Annotated in this window: 12 protein-coding genes; 4 read left to right on the top strand and 8 right to left on the bottom strand. The window is 59.3% G+C overall.

Going from position 1 to position 16,329, the window contains the following annotated elements:
* Positions 1–75: 75 nt before the first annotated feature.
* Positions 76–879, top strand: coding sequence for an indole-3-glycerol phosphate synthase TrpC (gene trpC / locus HXW73_RS11410; RefSeq protein WP_186253221.1), 804 nt, complete (start codon positions 76–78; stop codon positions 877–879).
* Here trpC and HXW73_RS11405 read toward each other — a convergent pair.
* The 4 genes from HXW73_RS11405 to HXW73_RS11390 form a co-directional block, all read right to left on the bottom strand.
* Positions 876–4,019 (bottom strand): efflux RND transporter permease subunit, encoded by a 3,144-nt coding sequence (locus HXW73_RS11405; protein WP_186253220.1) that lies wholly within the window; start codon positions 4,017–4,019, stop codon positions 876–878. The two genes, trpC and HXW73_RS11405, sit on opposite strands and share 4 nt — an antisense overlap.
* Positions 4,020–4,028: 9 nt before the next feature.
* Complete coding sequence (locus tag HXW73_RS11400) at positions 4,029–5,108, bottom strand: efflux RND transporter periplasmic adaptor subunit (protein WP_240538615.1); 1,080 nt, start codon at positions 5,106–5,108, stop codon at positions 4,029–4,031.
* Positions 5,109–5,185: 77 nt separating this feature from the next.
* Positions 5,186–8,284 (bottom strand): D-2-hydroxyglutarate dehydrogenase YdiJ, encoded by a 3,099-nt coding sequence (ydiJ, locus tag HXW73_RS11395; RefSeq protein ID WP_186253219.1) that lies wholly within the window; start codon positions 8,282–8,284, stop codon positions 5,186–5,188.
* Between the two features lie 89 nt (positions 8,285–8,373).
* The gene (locus HXW73_RS11390) at positions 8,374–8,964 is read right to left on the bottom strand and encodes a DUF4202 domain-containing protein (RefSeq protein ID WP_186253218.1); all 591 of its coding nucleotides are present in this window, start codon (positions 8,962–8,964) and stop codon (positions 8,374–8,376) included.
* 161 nt (positions 8,965–9,125) lie between these two features.
* On the opposite strand from HXW73_RS11390, the gene serS reads away from it, so the two are divergent.
* Positions 9,126–10,403, top strand: a complete 1,278-nt coding sequence (serS, locus tag HXW73_RS11385; protein ID WP_186253217.1) for a serine--tRNA ligase — start codon at positions 9,126–9,128, stop codon at positions 10,401–10,403.
* Here serS and HXW73_RS11380 read toward each other — a convergent pair.
* Positions 10,348–11,181: an SIMPL domain-containing protein gene (locus HXW73_RS11380; RefSeq protein ID WP_186253216.1), complete on the bottom strand. Its 834-nt coding sequence runs from the start codon at positions 11,179–11,181 to the stop codon at positions 10,348–10,350. The two genes, serS and HXW73_RS11380, sit on opposite strands and share 56 nt — an antisense overlap.
* Before the next feature lie 206 nt (positions 11,182–11,387).
* On the opposite strand from HXW73_RS11380, the gene HXW73_RS11375 reads away from it, so the two are divergent.
* Complete coding sequence (locus HXW73_RS11375) at positions 11,388–12,491, top strand: AI-2E family transporter (protein WP_186253215.1); 1,104 nt, start codon at positions 11,388–11,390, stop codon at positions 12,489–12,491.
* 44 nt (positions 12,492–12,535) lie between these two features.
* Here HXW73_RS11375 and trxA read toward each other — a convergent pair whose 3' ends face one another.
* Positions 12,536–12,859, bottom strand: a complete 324-nt coding sequence (gene trxA, locus HXW73_RS11370; protein ID WP_066322112.1) for a thioredoxin — start codon at positions 12,857–12,859, stop codon at positions 12,536–12,538.
* Positions 12,860–13,181: 322 nt separating this feature from the next.
* Here trxA and cysB point away from each other — a divergent pair, with 322 nt between their 5' ends.
* Positions 13,182–14,156: an HTH-type transcriptional regulator CysB gene (gene cysB / locus HXW73_RS11365; RefSeq protein ID WP_186253214.1), complete on the top strand. Its 975-nt coding sequence runs from the start codon at positions 13,182–13,184 to the stop codon at positions 14,154–14,156.
* A gap of 13 nt (positions 14,157–14,169) precedes the next feature.
* Here the strand turns inward: cysB and HXW73_RS11360 are convergent, their stop codons facing one another.
* Positions 14,170–14,790, bottom strand: coding sequence for a phosphoadenosine phosphosulfate reductase domain-containing protein (locus tag HXW73_RS11360; protein ID WP_186253213.1), 621 nt, complete (start codon positions 14,788–14,790; stop codon positions 14,170–14,172).
* Positions 14,791–14,907: 117 nt separating this feature from the next.
* Positions 14,908–16,263 carry an aminodeoxychorismate synthase component I gene (gene pabB / locus HXW73_RS11355; RefSeq protein WP_186253212.1) on the bottom strand — a complete coding sequence of 452 codons (1,356 nt, stop codon included), beginning with the start codon at positions 16,261–16,263 and terminating at the stop codon, positions 14,908–14,910.
* Positions 16,264–16,329 lie beyond the last annotated feature (66 nt).

Raw genomic sequence — 16,329 nt, 5'->3', positions numbered from 1 at the left:
AAGCCAAGTTTTTAAAAAATTAGTTTTAAATAATATTAGTTTGAAAAATTTAGTTTTAAACAAGAAGAGATCACCATGACTCAACAGGCAACGCCGACTATTTTAACGCGCATTCTGGACCGCAAGGACCAGGAAGTGGCCGAGCGCCGCCAGGCCGTTTCGGAAGCTGACCTGCTGGCGCTGGCTGAAAAGCAGAGCGCTCCCCGGGGCTTTATTGATGCGCTTAACCGACGCATCGCCGCTGGAGACCCGGCCATCATCGCCGAAATCAAAAAGGCCTCGCCTTCCAGGGGCGTGATTCGCGAGGAGTTTCATCCGTCGGATATCGCCAAAAGCTACGCCCAGGGCGGTGCAGCGTGCCTATCGGTTCTCACCGATGCCGATTTTTTCCAGGGCCATGAAGATTACTTGATCGCCGCGCGCGATGCCTGTTCGCTGCCGGTGATTCGCAAGGATTTCATTACCCACGGCTACCAGGTCAGCGAGGCGCGCGCCATCGGTGCGGACTGCATTCTATTGATCGTGGCCGCCCTTGACGATGCCCAGCTACGCGACCTGAACCAGCAAGCCATCGCCCTGGGCATGGACGTGCTGGTAGAGGTCCACGATGCCGATGAAATGGCACGTGCCATGGCGCTGGATCTCAAGCTGGTCGGCATCAACAACCGTAACCTGCACACCTTCGAGACTAACCTGAATACCACGCTGGAACTGCTGCCAAGCATTCCAGAGGGTGTCACGGTGATTACCGAATCGGGAATCCACACCCGCGACGATGTCGAGCTGATGCGCGACCACGAAATCAACGGCTTCCTGGTGGGTGAGGTTTTCATGCGTGAAGCCGACCCGGGTGAAGCCCTCAAACAGCTGTTTTTCTAACCCGGCTGTCGCTTCGTCCGCCAGCTCAGCACCGCCACGGTCAGCGCGGGCAGGAAGGTCACGGTGACGATGGCCGTGCCGAGCAGCCCGAACAGCACAATGGCACCGACGCCGCGGTAAAGCTCGGTGCCTTCGCCGGGTAAAAATACCAGCGGCGAGAGCCCGCACAGTGTGGTGAGCGTGGTCATCGCAATGGGGCGCAAACGGCTTTCCACCGCATTGAAGACTGCATCGCGCACGCCCATCGATGTGTCGCGCAGGTTTTCACGGGCCTTGTGAACCACCAGGATTGGGTTGTTGACCACGGTGCCCATCAGTATCAGAAAGCCCAGCATGGTGATCATGTCAAACGGCTGGCTGATGGCGTTCAGGCCAAAGCGCGGCAGCACCGCGCCGACGTTATTCATCAGCCAAAGCCCGACGATGCCACCGGCCGCGCCAAGGGGAATGGTCGCCAGAATCAATAGCGGGTAGCCCCAGTGGCTGAAAATCGCCACCAGCAACAGATACACAATCGCAAGCGCAATCAACCCATTGCCGGTTAACGCCTGGCGGGTGGCGTCCAGTTGATCCCCCGCGCCCGTCACCGTCACGTCAATATCGCCGGGTAGCTCGCCTGCGTCGCGCATTGGCGCGATCACCTCTCGCTGCATCCGTTCAATACCCGCTTCGAGCGCCACGCTGCGCGGTGGAATCACGTCCAGGGTCACGCTGCGTCGACCGTCGACCCGGCGGATGGTGGCGGTGCCCACGGTTTCTTCAATAGCGGTCACGTCACTGAGCGGCACGTTAAACCCGGCCGGGGTATGAAGCGGCAGGCTGGCCAGTTGGTCGAGTTCAATATCACCTGCATCCGGGCCATAGCCGTAAAGGTCGATTTTCTCATCGTCGAGATAGAAATCATCCAGATATGCGCCGTTGGTCAGCACGGCGATGGCGGTGCCCAGGGCATCGGTGTCGAAGCCCAGCTCAGCAGCGCGTGCCCAGTCGGGGTAGATCTCGATCAGCGGCTGACCAAGGTCGAGGGCAGAGGGGCGCGATTGAATGCGCGGGTTGTCGAAGGTCGATTCCGCGCGCTCGTAAATGCGGTTGGCCGTGGCGTAAAGCGTTTCCAGATCATTGCCGGCAATATCCAGCGTGATGCTGCGCGTGCCGCCGTCGTTGCTGGAAATGATCGAGCCGCGAGCGGCAAAGGCGCGCATGTCCGGGTAGGCTTCAAAGCGCTCGGTAAGCGCGTCCATCAGCGCTTCGATATGATTGGGGTCGATGGTCTCGGCAATAATGCGCAAGCTCTGGGCTTCGGCCTGAATGCCCATGGTGCGGATCGGCGGAACGTCGGTGTCGCCGCGCTCAAAGGCTGCCGGGTCGGCGCCCACATGAGGTTCAAGTTCCTGCTGCAGGGTTTGTGCGATCTCGTCCATGGTGGCGAGGTTGTAACTGGCAGAGGCATTCATGCTGGCAAAGGTCTTGGCTTCTTCGCCTTCGGGCAGGTACTCCGCGGGTGGCGTCAGCCAGACAAAGATCGCCACGCCGCCGATGACGCCGAGCACGATGGCGGCCAGGCGCCGCCCGGCGCTCTGGATCATGCTGTTCACTATCCATAAACAGGCACTCATCCAGCGCGGACGGCGGGTGTTGCCATTTTCGCGACCGCGAAAATCGATATGCGCGCCCAGGGTGGGGATAACCGTAATCGCGACGACCATCGAGACCAGGATCGAGGTGGAGATCGCCACGGCAATATCGGAGTAGAGTTGCCCGGCCTCCTGCTCGATGAAGAAAATCGGCACGAACACCAGAATCGTCGTCAATGTAGAGGCGAGCACTGCTGACCAAACCTGTTTGACACCCTCAAGCGCCGCCTGAAAACGTGCCAGCCCGCGGCGGCGCTGGGTTTCGATACTTTCGAGCACCACAATGGTGTTATCGATGGTCATGCCGATGGCAAAGGCGACCCCGGCCAGGGAAATCACGTTCAGGGTGCGCCCGGCCAGCAACAGGCCAAGAAAGGCGGCGATGGTACAGATGGGGATGCCGATAACACCGGCGAAGGTGGCTCGCGCTGAACGTAGAAAAGCATACATTACCAGCGTAGCGAACAGCGCCCCCAGGCCAAGGTTGACCCAGACGTTGGCAATCGATGACTCCACGTAGCGTACGTCGTCGCTTGACAGGGTGATCTGGATGCCCTGTTCGGCAAGCAGGCCGTCGTTCAGTGCCTCGACTTCTTCAAGCATGTCACGCTTGATGTCGATCACGTTGGCGCCCGGCTCGCGGCGAACCTGGAGGCTGAGTACCGGCTCGCCAGCGGCGTTATACGATCGGGACGTGAGTTCGGCGTAAGACTGCTGGACCTCGGCGACATCACCGAGGCGCACGATCTCGTCACCCTGGCGCCGGAGGATCAGCGCCTCAAGGCTTTGCACGTCTTCAAAGCGCCCCAAAGTGCGCAGCAAATAACGACGCTTGCCGCTTTCCAGGTTACCGCCGGATACATCCTGGTTGCGTTCTTCCAGCGCGGTTTGAATATCGCGGATGCTGAGGTGGCGGGCGGCGAGGGCGTCGGGGTCGATCAGCAACTGCATCTGCCGTTCGGCACCGCCGGAAACGTTGACTTCCGACACCCCGTTGACGCTTTCCATGCGCGGGCGCACGTTATCTTCCAGATAGTCACGCATCGCCGGCATATCGAGCTGGCGAGGGTTGCCTTCGCGCGGGCCGACGTTGAAATACATGAAGGCGTTGGCCGAAAACGAGTTGGCGACAATACGCGGCTGGTCGACGTTGTTGGGGTAGGAGGGCACCTGGCTGAGGGCGTTATTGACCCGGATCAGGGTTTTGGTGAGGTCGACGCCGAAGGGAAACTCCAGCTCGACTTCCGCGCTGCCACTACTGGCAGTGGACTCCATGCGCTGCAGGTTGGGCACGTTACGTAGATATTCTTCCTGCTCGATGAGGATATCTTTTTCGATGTCCTGCGGGTTCGCGCCGGCCCACTGGGTCTCGACGCCAATCACCCGGGTTTCCAGATCGGGAATCATCTGGACGGGAATCCGCCAGATGGCGGCGATGCCCACAATCAACAGAATCAACGTGACCACGCTGACCAAGATACCGTGGCGGATAATGGCGGCAAACATGCGTGGGCGTTACTCCTCGTCGTCGCTCAGGGTCAGTACCTGATCCTGTTCGAGGCGTTCATTACCCACCACGATCACCCGGTCGCCGACCTCGACACCTTCATGGACGGCAACATTGCCCTCAAAGCCGCTGCCGATGTCGACGCGCTGCTCAACGGCGCGCCATTCGTCGTCCTGCTGGCGGGCAAGCCAGACGCTGACGCTGCCATCCGGGCGGCGGATCAACGCATCCCGGGGAACGCTGGGACCGGATTCTCCCTCGATGCGTAGACGCCCCTCAACGGCCATCCCTGGCAACAGGGATAACGCCTCGTCAGGTTTGGCGCGCAGCAGGAATTGGCGGCTAGTGGTGTCTTGGGGGACCTGCGCCTGGGGCTGGACGGCATACCACTGGTCGTCGCCTTCCTGGCGCACCTCGAGGGTCGCGCTGTCCATTTGCGCGTAGGCAGAGAAGGGCACGGAGAAATCAATCGTCAAGGCGTCGACATCAACCAGCGTCATCAAGGTGTCGCCGGGGGAGACCCACTCGCCGAGTTGAATGTCCCGCCGGGTGATCAGCGCATCGAACGGGGCGGTTATCTCGTGGCGGGTAATGCGTAGCGCCCAAAGATCAAGCTCGGCCTGCTGAGCGGCGAGGGTCGCCTCGGCGGCGGCCAAGGCGGTTTGCCGCTGGCGCTGTTCGCTTGCTGCGATGTTGCGCTGTGCTGCCAGCTGGTTGGCTTCGTTCAAGCGTCGCTGGGCGTCGTCGCGTTCGGCGCGGGCCTGGTCAACGTTGGCCTGGGTACGTTGGCGCTCAAGCTCAGCCTCACGGCTATCCAGGGTCAATAAGCGCTCACCCTGGCGGACTCGCGCCCCCAGGTCGACGTGCAGCGTGCTTACCAGGCCTGCCTCGGCGCTGGAGAGCTGCGATGTGCGCGGGGCGCTCACGCTGCCGTTCAAGCGAAGCACTTCGATACGCGGGGTTGCCTCGACGCGCTGGGTTTCCACCCGCGCTTGCTGAGCAGTGGCGGCGCCCGCTGTGGCCACCAGCAAGGTCAGCGCCACTGCGCACATCATGAACGTGCGGCCGATAGGTCGAAATCGTCGCAAGATAGCTCACCATTGAACTCGACTAATTCGCCAGCATGCCATAATAGAACGGTCTGCTGGCGTTAGTGAGATCAACGTTATCCGCGTTTGAGGGCGCCCAGCAGCGCTTGAAGGGGGTGTTCAAGCGTTTGTGCGGAATAGCGCTTCACCTGGCTGCGGCAGGAGTAGCCGGTGGCCAGGAGCTTGCCTGCGTTTTCATCGGCGTCTACCTGGGGTTGCCAGGACTGGGCGTAAATGGTTCTGGAGGTGGCGGTGTTACGGGTTTCATGGCCGTAAGTACCGGACATGCCGCAGCAGCCGGTACTGACCAGTTCGAGCTCTAGCCCAAAGGCGGCAAACACCTGCTGCCACGCCTTGGGGCTACCTGGCGCGTTGGTGCTTTCGGTGCAGTGGGAAAGCAGCTTATAGCCTGGGTCAGTGAGCTCAAGGGGGCGGGTGGCAAGGGTGTTGAGCCGGGTGGCCAGCCACTCCTGCAGCATCAGTACGTCCGGTACGGCCTTATCGCCCAGTGCTTTGACGTATTCCTGGCGGTAGGTCAGCGTCATCGCCGGGTCGATACCCACCAGCGGAATGTCAAAGTGGGCCAGTGTGCGCAGGCGTTCGGCCTGCCGGGCGGCGGTGCGCTCGAAGGCGCCCAAAAAGCCCTGAACGTGCAGTGGCTTACCGTTGGCCGAATAAGGCATCACGAAGACCCGCAGATTGAGCCGTGATAACAGCTCCACCACGTCCATCACCAGCTTGGCTTCAAAGTGGCTGGTAAACGCATCCTGGACGATGATCACGCTGTTGGCGCGCTGCTGTTCGGTGAGCAGGGCCAATGACGTGGGGGTGGCTTCTGCCACGCCCCAGGCGCGCAGCTTTTTCTTGAGGTTGGCGCGGGAAAGCGACGGGGAGTCGCTAATGCCCACGCCTTTGCGCATGAGTTTTTCCACCCAGCGCTGACCCAGCACGGCGTTATACAGGGGAGCAACCCTGGCAGCGACTGGCAGCATCCATTCGGTGCCGCCGATGACGTAGTCGCGCAGCGGTCGCAGGTAGCGGCCGTGGTAGACCTCTAGAAACTGCGAACGGAACTGCGGCACATTGACCTTGACCGGGCACTGCCCGGCGCAGGATTTGCACGCCAGGCAACCGGCCATGGCGTCGTAGACCTGATGAGAATAATCGTGGTGCTGCCTGCGGCTCAGTGTGTTGACCACCCGCCGCGGGAAGCTTTTGATAAAGCCCCAGCCACCCTCGGCTTTTTTCTTGCGCGACTCTTCCACCACGTCAACCCCCGCTTGGGACTGCAGGCGCAGCCACTCGCGGATCAGGCTGGCGCGGCCTTTGGGCGAATGGCGGCGATCGCGGGTGGCCTTCCAGGAAGGGCACATGGGGTCATCGACATCATAGTTGTAGCAGGCGCCGTTGCCGTTGCAATAGACCGCGGCGTCGTAAGCCTGCCAGGCCCGTTCATCGATGGTGCGGTCAAGCTGGCCGCGCATCGGCACGCCATCGATAGTAAGCAGATCAGGGTCGCTATCCTTGGCGATCAGCTTGTCCCCCTCAGCGGGAGAGGCGATCTTGCCGGGGTTTAGCTGGTTGTAGGGGTCAAACGCGGCTTTGACACGCTGCAAGCTCGGGTAGAGGTCACCAAAAAATTTTGGCGAGTATTCCGAGCGGACACCTTTACCGTGCTCGCCCCATAAAAGCCCCCCGTATTTCTGGGTAAGCGCGACCACCTCATCGGAAATTTCCCGAATCAGCGCTTCCTGGGCCGGGTCTTTCATATCCAGCGACGGGCGAACGTGCAGCACCCCAGCATCCACGTGGCCAAACATGCCATAGGCAAGCCCCCGGGCATCCAGTGCGGCGCGAAACTCGGCAATATAATCGGCCAGGTGCTCCGGCGGCACGGCGGTGTCTTCCACAAACGGAATCGGGCGCTTTTCGCCCTGCACGTTACCGAGCAAGCCCACCGAGCGCTTGCGCATGGCGTAGACGGTCTGGATCTGCCCGCGCCCTTCGGCCAGGGTGTAACCCAGGCGTTCGACGGTGGCATCGTGGCGTAAATGCTCGGTGAACACGCGAACCCGCTGAGCCAGCGCATCGGGGTCGTCGTCGTTGAATTCGACCAGGTTAATGCCGCGAATGGCGGTGTCACCGGCCGGGAAAAACTCGGCCACGCTGTCCCATACGAAGTCGTCCATGGCAAGTTGCAGCACGGTGTCGTCGATGGTTTCGATGGACGTGGGGCGCGCGCTTGACGCCATCAGCGCTTTGGCATCCCGCAGGGCCTCCATGAAACCGGCGTAGCGAACGTTCACTAACGTCGAGTGTTTGGGGATCGGCAGGACATTCAACACGGCTTCGTTCAGAAACCCAAGCGAGCCTTCCGAGCCGCATAACAGGCTGTTGAGGTTAAGCTGCCCTTCATCATCGCGCAGGTGGGCCAGGTCGAAGCCTGTCAGGCAGCGGTTGAGCGGCGGGAAAGTGGTCTCGATCAGTTCGCGCTGCTGGTCGATAATCTCGGCAGCGGTGGCGTGAACCCTGCCGAGGATGCCATCTTGCTGGCATTCTGCGGCTTCTTCTTCAACGTTCAGTGGGCGGCTATGTAAGTGCTTACCGCCCAGCAGCACCGTGTCGAGCTCCAGTACATGGTCGCGGGTCTTGCCATACTCGCAGCTGCCCTGGCCGCTGGCATCGGTGGCAATCATGCCGCCGATGGTGGCGCGGTTGGAGGTCGACAGCTCCGGCGCGAAAAACAGCCCGTGAGGCTTGAGTGCTGCGTTGAGCTGGTCTTTTACCACGCCCGCCTGTACGCGCACCCGGCGGTTTTCCACGTCGATCTCGATAATCTCGTTCATGTGGCGGGAGACATCCACCACAATGCCGTCGGTCAGCGACTGGCCGTTAGTCCCGGTGCCGCCGCCCCGAGGGGTGAGCACGATATCGCGATGGGGCACTTCACCCGCCAGTTTGGTCAGACGCTCCAGGTCTTCGCCGTGCTTGGGGAATACCGCCGCCTGGGGCAGGCGCTGGTAAATCGAGTTGTCCGTCGCCAGTACCGTGCGGTTGGCGTAATCCGGCGCGATCTCGCCTTCAAAGCCACGCGTTTTCAGCGCCTCGAGAAAGCGCACGTAATGAGAGCCCAGGCGTTGAAGTGGCGCGGTACGCGAATCCAGAGATGCAATCATAATTGAGCAAGCCGTCACTGCCGAAAGCGGATGAAGAGAAGGCGACTACTTTACCGCAGTGACCGACGGCCTGCACCTGGGCGGCGGCGTTATGCCTCGCCCAGTGCTTCCTTGACTAGCGCGGCGGATGATGCCGACATGGGCAGCGCTAACGCCAACTCATGGGCACGCGGAGACATTTTACGCCAGGTCATCTGCACAATGCGCACCATATGGTCGTGCTCGACCTTGCGCGAGAAATCGGCGAAGTAGTTTTCCAGGAACACCAGGCAGGCACAGTCTTCCAGCGCCTGTACCTCGGGGTCACGCCCCAGGCCTTTCTTGCCGATCATTGCCGCGACGCGTTTGGCCTCCTCGGCGCTATACCCGGCTTCCTGCATCAGTTGGGCTGTGGTCTCGCCTGCACGCTTGCCCTGGTCGCGCCGCCAGGTCAAATAGCCCACTCGGCCTTTGTCGTAGTCCTCGCGGGGAACCTGCCAGCGCTGCAAATGCTGGGCGCGCACCGCCAGTTGCAATAGCTCGCCGGGCGCATCAAAAACAGGTGCCAGCCACTTGCTCATACGCTGGGCATAAGCCAACTCCTGGGGCATGGTGGCGCCATCGTCAAGCGTCGTGGAACGCGGGTCCTGGGCATGCAGCGCATCAATGGCGTCTAGTGTTTGCTCAAAAGCAGAGGTCATTTGAAGCTCGCTTGGCTAATCAGGGTCGATACGCTTATGTTAGCAGTGCTGCGTGTAGCGGATAACCCCATAGCCCCCCGCCACGCTTTTGCCTACAATAGTCGCCTTTGTTGTCGGCGTTTTGCGCCGTGGTTCACTGAATTCAGGCCAAGGGATACCTCATGCTCGATCCGAAACTGCTGCGCGGTGATCTTGATGCGCTTGCGCAACAACTGGCCCGTCGGGGCTTTGTGTTGGATAAACAGGGGCTGCAGGCGTTGGAGTCGCGCCGCCGCGAGCTGCAAACCCAGACGGAACAGCTGCAGAACGAGCGCAACACCCGCTCCAAGGCGATTGGCAAGGCGAAGGCCAACGGCGAGGATATCCAGCCGTTGCTGGACGAGGTCAGTGACCTGGGCGAGCGCCTGGATGCCGCAAAGCAGCAGCTGGCGGCGGTGCAGGCTGAGTGGGACGATGCGGTCAGCGGGATTCCCAATATTCCCCATGAAAGCGTGCCGGAAGGTAAAAGCGAAGACGATAACGTTGAGCTGCACCGCTGGGGTACGCCGCGCGCATTTGATTTCGAGGTGCTGGATCACGTCGATCTGGGCAAGCAGTCGGGCTATCTCGATTTTGATCTGGCTTCCAAGCTCACCGGCGCACGCTTTGCAGTGATGCGCGGACCGGTAGCGCGCCTGCATCGCGCTCTGGCGCAGTTCATGCTGGATACCCAGACCGAGCAGCACGGCTATGAAGAGTGCTATGTACCGTACATGGTCAACCGCGATTCGCTGATCGGCACCGGCCAGTTGCCCAAGTTTGGCGAAGATTTGTTTAAGCTGGACGATGAGCGTGAATACCACCTGATTCCCACCTCGGAAGTGCCGCTGACCAACTTTGTGCGCGATGAAATCGTCGACCAGGCGGTGTTACCCATGAAGCTCACCGCGCATACGCCGTGTTTTCGCTCTGAGGCAGGCTCACACGGGCGCGACACCCGCGGCATGATCCGTCAGCACCAGTTCGATAAGGTCGAGATGGTCCAGATCGTCGAACCGGACAAGAGCTATGAGGCGCTGGAAGAGATGCGCGGCCATGCGGAGGCGATTCTGCAGGCGCTTGAGTTGCCGTATCGGGTGGTGACGCTGTGTACCGGCGATATGGGATTCGGGGCGACTAAGACCTACGATCTGGAAGTATGGCTGCCCAGCCAAGATACCTTCCGCGAGATTTCATCGGTTTCCAACTGTGAGGATTTCCAGGCGCGGCGTATGCAGGCGCGTTTCCGGCATCCGGACGCAAAAAAGCCCCAGTTGTTGCATACTTTGAACGGCTCGGGGCTGGCGGTCGGGCGCTGCCTGCTGGCGGTGCTTGAGAATCACCAGCAGGCGGATGGCTCGGTGGTTATTCCTGAGCCGCTGCGTCGCTATCTGGGTGGGCTGGAGCGCCTGGCCCTTTAAGTGCCCATTCCACGTTAACGCCTGCTTCTATGCGGATGGTCCCAGGGCGATATTCGCTGCTGGGACCTTTGTTGGCGTCGGCACTGACACTGCTCTCCGCCCGCATTGACATCATGTGGGGTTGGAAAATGGGCGACTGGGTTTCTTCGATGCGCTGAACATGGCCAAGCTCAGTATTCAGCGTGTCGGCCATTAGCTCAGCCTTGTGCCGGGCTTTCTCCAGCGCTTTGACCAGCGCCTCGTCGGTGGCGGCGTCACGGTCCTGCAGGTCGAATTGCACGCCGTCCAAGGCGTTCACGCCTGCATCCATCAATGCGTCCAACACGTCTCCAAGCTGGTCGATATCCGTCAGTTCGACGGTAACCGGACGTTCGAGCCGCGTGCGTTGTAGCGTTTCACCCTCGCCATTATCGCCACGCGTGCCTGAGACCTGCTCCGGGTAAATATTCAATGAGCCGGCGCTGATGGCGTCGCGCTCAAGGCCGCTATCTTCCATGGTGTTTATCAGGTCGCTGGCCCGACGCTCAAGGCGCTCCCGCGCAGCGGTTAATTCGTCGCTGTCGGTGTCTTCGAGGCTTGATAGCGCGGGCGTCTTTTCCCATAGGCGGGCATTGAGGGTGGCTTTATCAGGCGCGACCTCAACCCAGGACTGAGCCTGTACATGTAAGCTCGGCGGCGTTGGTGCTGCCTGGGCCATCGGAATGCTGATTAGGGTAAGCAGTGCGCCGGCGGCGAGGCTTTGGCGTAGTGATGTTTTAGAGGGTAAGCGAAATTTCATGGGGCAACATCCCTTTAAATGCGTGTGCGTTCAGGCACATGGCGGAGTAGAAAGTCTAAGACTAGACTCTGATTTGAATGCCGTAGACTAAAGAAAGTTCAGCCGTGCAAGCTTGATTGAAAATTGTTGCTAGAAGTTTGCACGCTGGGTGCTAAATTCGCTTGTCTTCTGGTTTAGAAGGCGACATCGCTTAGGGATGGAGGGGTATGTCGAAGTTATCGGATGAGGATTACCGCAGTATTCCATTGAATGCCACGCTGGCCATGGCCGCCTTGGTGGTCATTATGGCGGGTATGAAAATGGGTTCGGATCTGCTGGTACCGCTGCTGCTCGCCATTTTTATCGCTGTGGTATGCACGTCCCCCGTGCATTGGCTGAATCGTTGCGGGTTGAGCTTACGGCTTTCAGTTTTTCTCACCTTGGTTTTCATGCTGGTGTTTGTGTCGATGATTGGTCTGCTGGTGGTGAACAGTTTTAGTACCTTCATCCAAGCCCTGCCTAATATTGAAACGCGTCTCTACGAGCACTACTGGGATATATTAAATGCATTGGCCTCGCGCGGTTTGGCGATAGACCCGGACCGGTTAAGCTCGATGCTGGAAATGGAGGGCGAAGGGTCCTGGATGCAAACCTTGCTGGGAGAGCTTGGCAACCTGTTTATGCAGAGTGCCATTGTCGCGCTGCTGGTTATTTTCTTGATGTTCGAAACGCTGAATTTCCGCGATAAGGTATCGCGGGCCCTGGAAAACCCGGCGCCGAGTTTGAAGCGTTTCAGCGAATTCAGCTTGACGTTGAAACGTTACCTTGCCGTCAAGACGGTGATTAGCCTGGCGACGGGTATTTTGGTATGGCTTTCTTGCCTGATGGTGGGGGTGGAGTTTCCGCTGCTTTGGGGTGTGCTGGCCTTCGCGCTTAACTTTATCCCCAATATCGGTTCTGCAATTGCCGCGATTCCGCCTGTCTTATTGCTGCTGGTCGCGCAGGATGGGGGTGTCTGGCAGGCATTGCTGCTGGCATCTACTTACCTGGCGATCAACTTCGTGCTGGGTAACTTGGTTGAGCCGCGGATCATGGGGCAGGCGCTGGGGCTTTCCACCTTTGTGGCGTTTTTATCGCTGGTGGTATGGGGATGGGTGTTTGGTGTTGCCGGGATGTTGCTGTCGGTCGTTTTGACCATGACGCTCAAGATAGCCCTGGACAGCCACCCACAGACGCGTTGGATTGCGCACTTATTGGGGCCGGGCAGTCGAAAAGGTGAAACCTCAAGTAAGCAGGACGCTCGGCGCCCACCTTGGCTGAGGCGCCATTGAACTGAATAATGAGAACCGCCGACCCTGTCGGCGGTTTTGCTACGTTAAGCGTTCTGGTCAATAAACTGGGTCAGCTGCGATTTCGATTGAGCGCCCACCAGCGATGCCACTTTGGTGCCGGCTTTAAACAGCATGACGGTGGGAACGCCGCGGACGCCTTGCTCTGCCGCGATCTCAGGGGCGTCGTCAACGTTCACGCTGACCACCTTGAGGTTTTCGCCTTGCTCGTCGGCGACTTCATCGACCACCGGCGCCATCACTTTGCAGGGGCCGCACCAGGGGGCCCAAAACTTCAGTAGGACTGGCTGTTCGGCGTTGAGGACTTCCTGCTCAAAATTGGCGTTAGTAACATCAACATTAGTAGCCATTTGCTTCTCCCGTTTGCGTTGCTCTTGCTGTTTCGTTGCCTCAAATGGAGCAACGGTCATCACGCGATTGCGTAGCGCATTTCATCGCGCCAAGTCGGCAAATGTTAGCGGGCGAAACGGGGTGTGGCAAATGCGTTCTTCACGAAATCGATAAAATAGTAAAAAGTAATAGGTGCTGCTAAGGCTGTTTTTTTATACTATAAAGGCATTATAGCGAATTTTTTTATTCTAATAATGCCATGCGGTTGTGCGACCCAAGTGCCCAGGGCAGCGCTTGTCGTTGCAACGCAAGCATCCGTGCATTGACCGGTTAGGTGACACTATGAAACTGCAGCAGCTTCGCTACATTTGGGAAGTGAATCGGCACAACTTGAACGTTTCGGCCACCGCGCAAAGCCTGTATACCTCGCAGCCCGGGATTTCCAAACAAATTCGCCTGCTGGAAGACGAGCTGGGCGTCGAGATTTTTGCCCGCAGTGGTAAGCACCTGACCCGAGTGACCCCCGCTGGCCAGTCGATCATTGATCTGGCCGGGCAGGTGTTGCGGTTGACCGAGAACATCAAGCACGTCGCCCAGGAGCATAGCGACGAGCGGCGCGGCAGTCTGGCGATTGCCACCACCCACACCCAGGCGCGCTATGCACTACCCCCTGTCATCAGCGCTTTTACCCAGAAGTACCCCGATGTGGCGCTGCACATGCAGCAGGGCACGCCCAAGCAAATCGCCCAGATGGTCAGTGAGGGTCAGGCCGATTTCGCGATTGCCACCGAGTCGCTGGAGCTGTTTACCGATCTTATCCTGCTCCCTTGCTATCGCTGGAACCGCTGCGTGCTGGTGCCCAAAGACCATCCGCTAGCCAACCTGGATGCACCGTTAACATTGGAAGCGCTGGCGGAGCACCCGCTGGTCACCTACGTGTTTGGCTTCACCGGGCGTTCCCAACTGGACGATGCGTTCAAAGCCAAGGGACTGACACCTAATGTGGTGCTCACGGCGGCAGATGCCGATGTGATCAAAACCTACGTGCGGCTCGGCATGGGGGTGGGTATTGTGGCGCACATGGCCGTCGACCCGGCGTTGGATGGTGATCTGGTCGCGCTGGATGCGCGCCATCTGTTCGCAAGCTCGATGACCAAGATTGGTATTCGTCGCGGCACTTTTATGCGTGGTTATATGTACGATTTCCTGACCCGCTTTGCGCCTCATCTTACCCGTGATCGGGTGGAAGAGGCGCTGACCGCAGGCCCGCGTCATGAGCAGTCGTTATTCGATGACCTGGACCTGCCGGAGTATTAACCCGCCGTGTGGATTAGTGCTGTAAATGCAGTCCACATTCGCGCTTTTCCTCGACCTTGGTGGGGTCAAAGTAGTCGAAGTTGTTGGGCAGATTGTGGGCTTGCAGATACTGATACATATCCTTGGCCGTCCACTGAAGCAGCGGCGCGACTTTCAGCAGGCCGTCAGCATTGCGGCTAACGGGTTGCATCTTGGCACGCTCGGGCGTGTCTTCTGCGCGCAGGGCAGTGAACCACACGTCCGGCTGCATTTCCCTCAGGGCGCGTTCGAAGGGTTCGATTTTGACTTCCTGGGTAAAGGCATCGTGGCGCGGGTCATCAATACCCGGCATGGGGCCTTCCAGTGCCTCGCGATGCGCGCGGGTCCGCTTGGGCAGGAAGCTGACGATGTTCAGGTTAAGCTGCTTGATGACCTCATCAGCAAACTGATAGGTCGCCTCGGTGTTGTAGCCGCTATCCATCCATACGATGGGAATATCGGGGCGCACCTGAGTCACCATGTGCAGAATTACCGCTTCGAACGGGCGGAAGTTGGTCGTGCAGATAGGCCGTGCGCCCTGAGCCAGCGCCCACTCAACCAGCCCTTGGGGGTTGTTGGCAAATTCGTTGTTGATCGCGTCAAGTTCTGAGGACATGCTGCCTCCTTATCGTCGGAAAGATCGTACCACTAGGCTATCAAAGAGCAGGCAGGTCGCCCCAATACCGTTTGGTTTGGCTTTTATATTCCTTTTTGATTTAAAAACTGCTCTTACTTATTCCAGTGCTTTGATCAAATGGCGAATTTTGTCGATTGTCTCGGTGTATTCCTCATCGACGTTGGAGTCGGCCACCAGCCCGCCACCGCCCCACACGTGGAGCCTTCCTGCGTCTGCCACCATCGTGCGAATGGCAATCGAGGTATCCATGCTTCCCCGCACGTCGACATACCCAAGACTGCCGCAGTAAACGCTTCGCTGGCAGGGCTCCAGTTCATCGATGATCTGCATGGCACGAATTTTGGGGGCACCGGTAATCGAACCGCCAGGAAACGCAGCCGCGAGCAAGGCGAGGGCGGCACGCGGGTCGGGGAGTTGACCCTGGATCACGCTGACCAGGTGATGAACGTTGGGATAGCTCTCCAGATGACAGAGCTGAGGCACCTTGATCGTGCCGGGCAGGCAGATACGGCCTAGGTCATTACGCAACAGGTCAACGATCATGACGTTTTCAGCGCGGTCTTTACGGCTGTTAAGCAACTGCTCGGCAAGTGCGTTATCTTCTTCAGGGGTCATGCCGCGGGGGCGCGTTCCCTTGATCGGGCGGGTTTCCACCTGGCCTTCATGGCTACGAATAAACCGTTCGGGCGAGAGCGAAAGCACTGCTTTGTCCTGCCACGCCATAAATCCTGAAAAAGGCGTTGGAGTGGCTCTACGCAGTCTCAAATAGGCTTGCCACTCATCGCCCTGGTAAGACGCCGAAAAGCGCTGGGCCAGGTTGATCTGATAGCAATCCCCCGCGCGGATGTAGTCTTGCACGGCATGAAAGCGCTGATGGTAGTCAGCGCGGCTGAGTTCCGCCTGAAAAGAAGCGGTCAGACTAAACGGTGCCGTGGCTGGCACTGAGCGGCCAAGCCAGCGCATGACCTGTTCGCGGCGCTCAGCGGAGGCGACTAGCCATGCCTGCTGGGTGTGGTGGTCAAGCGTGATGCACCAGTCATAGAGCCCAATTCGGGCTTGGGGCAGGTTGGTGACACGCGGCTGCTGGCTGGCAATCGACTGCTGCTCTCGGCCCAGGTCATAACCCCAGTAACCAATTAAGCCGCCTGCAAAGGGGAGCTCGCCCATGTCTTGGGGTTGCACAGGCAACTGGTCAAGCAGCCACTGCTGGGGGGCAAAGGCATCCGGCCAGTGGGTGGGGGCCTTGAGGTGATCGGACGCGACCCTCGGCTGCCCCTTGGCATCGATCTCAAGCGTCGCCAGTGGGTCACTGCTCATGATATCAAACCGGCCATTGGCCAACGGGCGCCCGCTATCGAGCAACACCGCGCCCGAGCGTTGGCGGAGTGCCGCGAACGTCGACAAGGGGTCGGGTAGATAGGGCAGTGCCGTCAGTATTAACGCCGATGTCATGAAGCAAACGCCTGGCCGAGTGGGCAACGCATTTTAGAGGGCGTTAAACAATCACACCAGTCGATC

This window comes from Halomonas sp. SH5A2 (assembly GCF_014263395.1).
Lineage (GTDB): Bacteria > Pseudomonadota > Gammaproteobacteria > Pseudomonadales > Halomonadaceae > Vreelandella.
Note: the sequence above shows the minus strand (reverse complement) of the source record. Positions and strands in the feature narration are given on the sequence as shown.

What these genes read in the sequence shown, in the direction of transcription:
- trpC (WP_186253221.1), top strand. Translation starts at nt 76, where the DNA reads ATGACTCAACAGGCAACGCCGACTATTTTAACGCGCATTCTGGACCGC.
- HXW73_RS11405 (WP_186253220.1), bottom strand. Translation starts at nt 4,019, where the DNA reads ATGTTTGCCGCCATTATCCGCCACGGTATCTTGGTCAGCGTGGTCACG.
- ydiJ (WP_186253219.1), bottom strand. Translation starts at nt 8,284, where the DNA reads ATGATTGCATCTCTGGATTCGCGTACCGCGCCACTTCAACGCCTGGGC.
- HXW73_RS11390 (WP_186253218.1), bottom strand. Translation starts at nt 8,964, where the DNA reads ATGACCTCTGCTTTTGAGCAAACACTAGACGCCATTGATGCGCTGCAT.
- serS (WP_186253217.1), top strand. Translation starts at nt 9,126, where the DNA reads ATGCTCGATCCGAAACTGCTGCGCGGTGATCTTGATGCGCTTGCGCAA.
- HXW73_RS11380 (WP_186253216.1), bottom strand. Translation starts at nt 11,181, where the DNA reads ATGAAATTTCGCTTACCCTCTAAAACATCACTACGCCAAAGCCTCGCC.
- HXW73_RS11375 (WP_186253215.1), top strand. Translation starts at nt 11,388, where the DNA reads ATGTCGAAGTTATCGGATGAGGATTACCGCAGTATTCCATTGAATGCC.
- trxA (WP_066322112.1), bottom strand. Translation starts at nt 12,859, where the DNA reads ATGGCTACTAATGTTGATGTTACTAACGCCAATTTTGAGCAGGAAGTC.
- cysB (WP_186253214.1), top strand. Translation starts at nt 13,182, where the DNA reads ATGAAACTGCAGCAGCTTCGCTACATTTGGGAAGTGAATCGGCACAAC.
- HXW73_RS11360 (WP_186253213.1), bottom strand. Translation starts at nt 14,790, where the DNA reads ATGTCCTCAGAACTTGACGCGATCAACAACGAATTTGCCAACAACCCC.
- pabB (WP_186253212.1), bottom strand. Translation starts at nt 16,263, where the DNA reads ATGACATCGGCGTTAATACTGACGGCACTGCCCTATCTACCCGACCCC.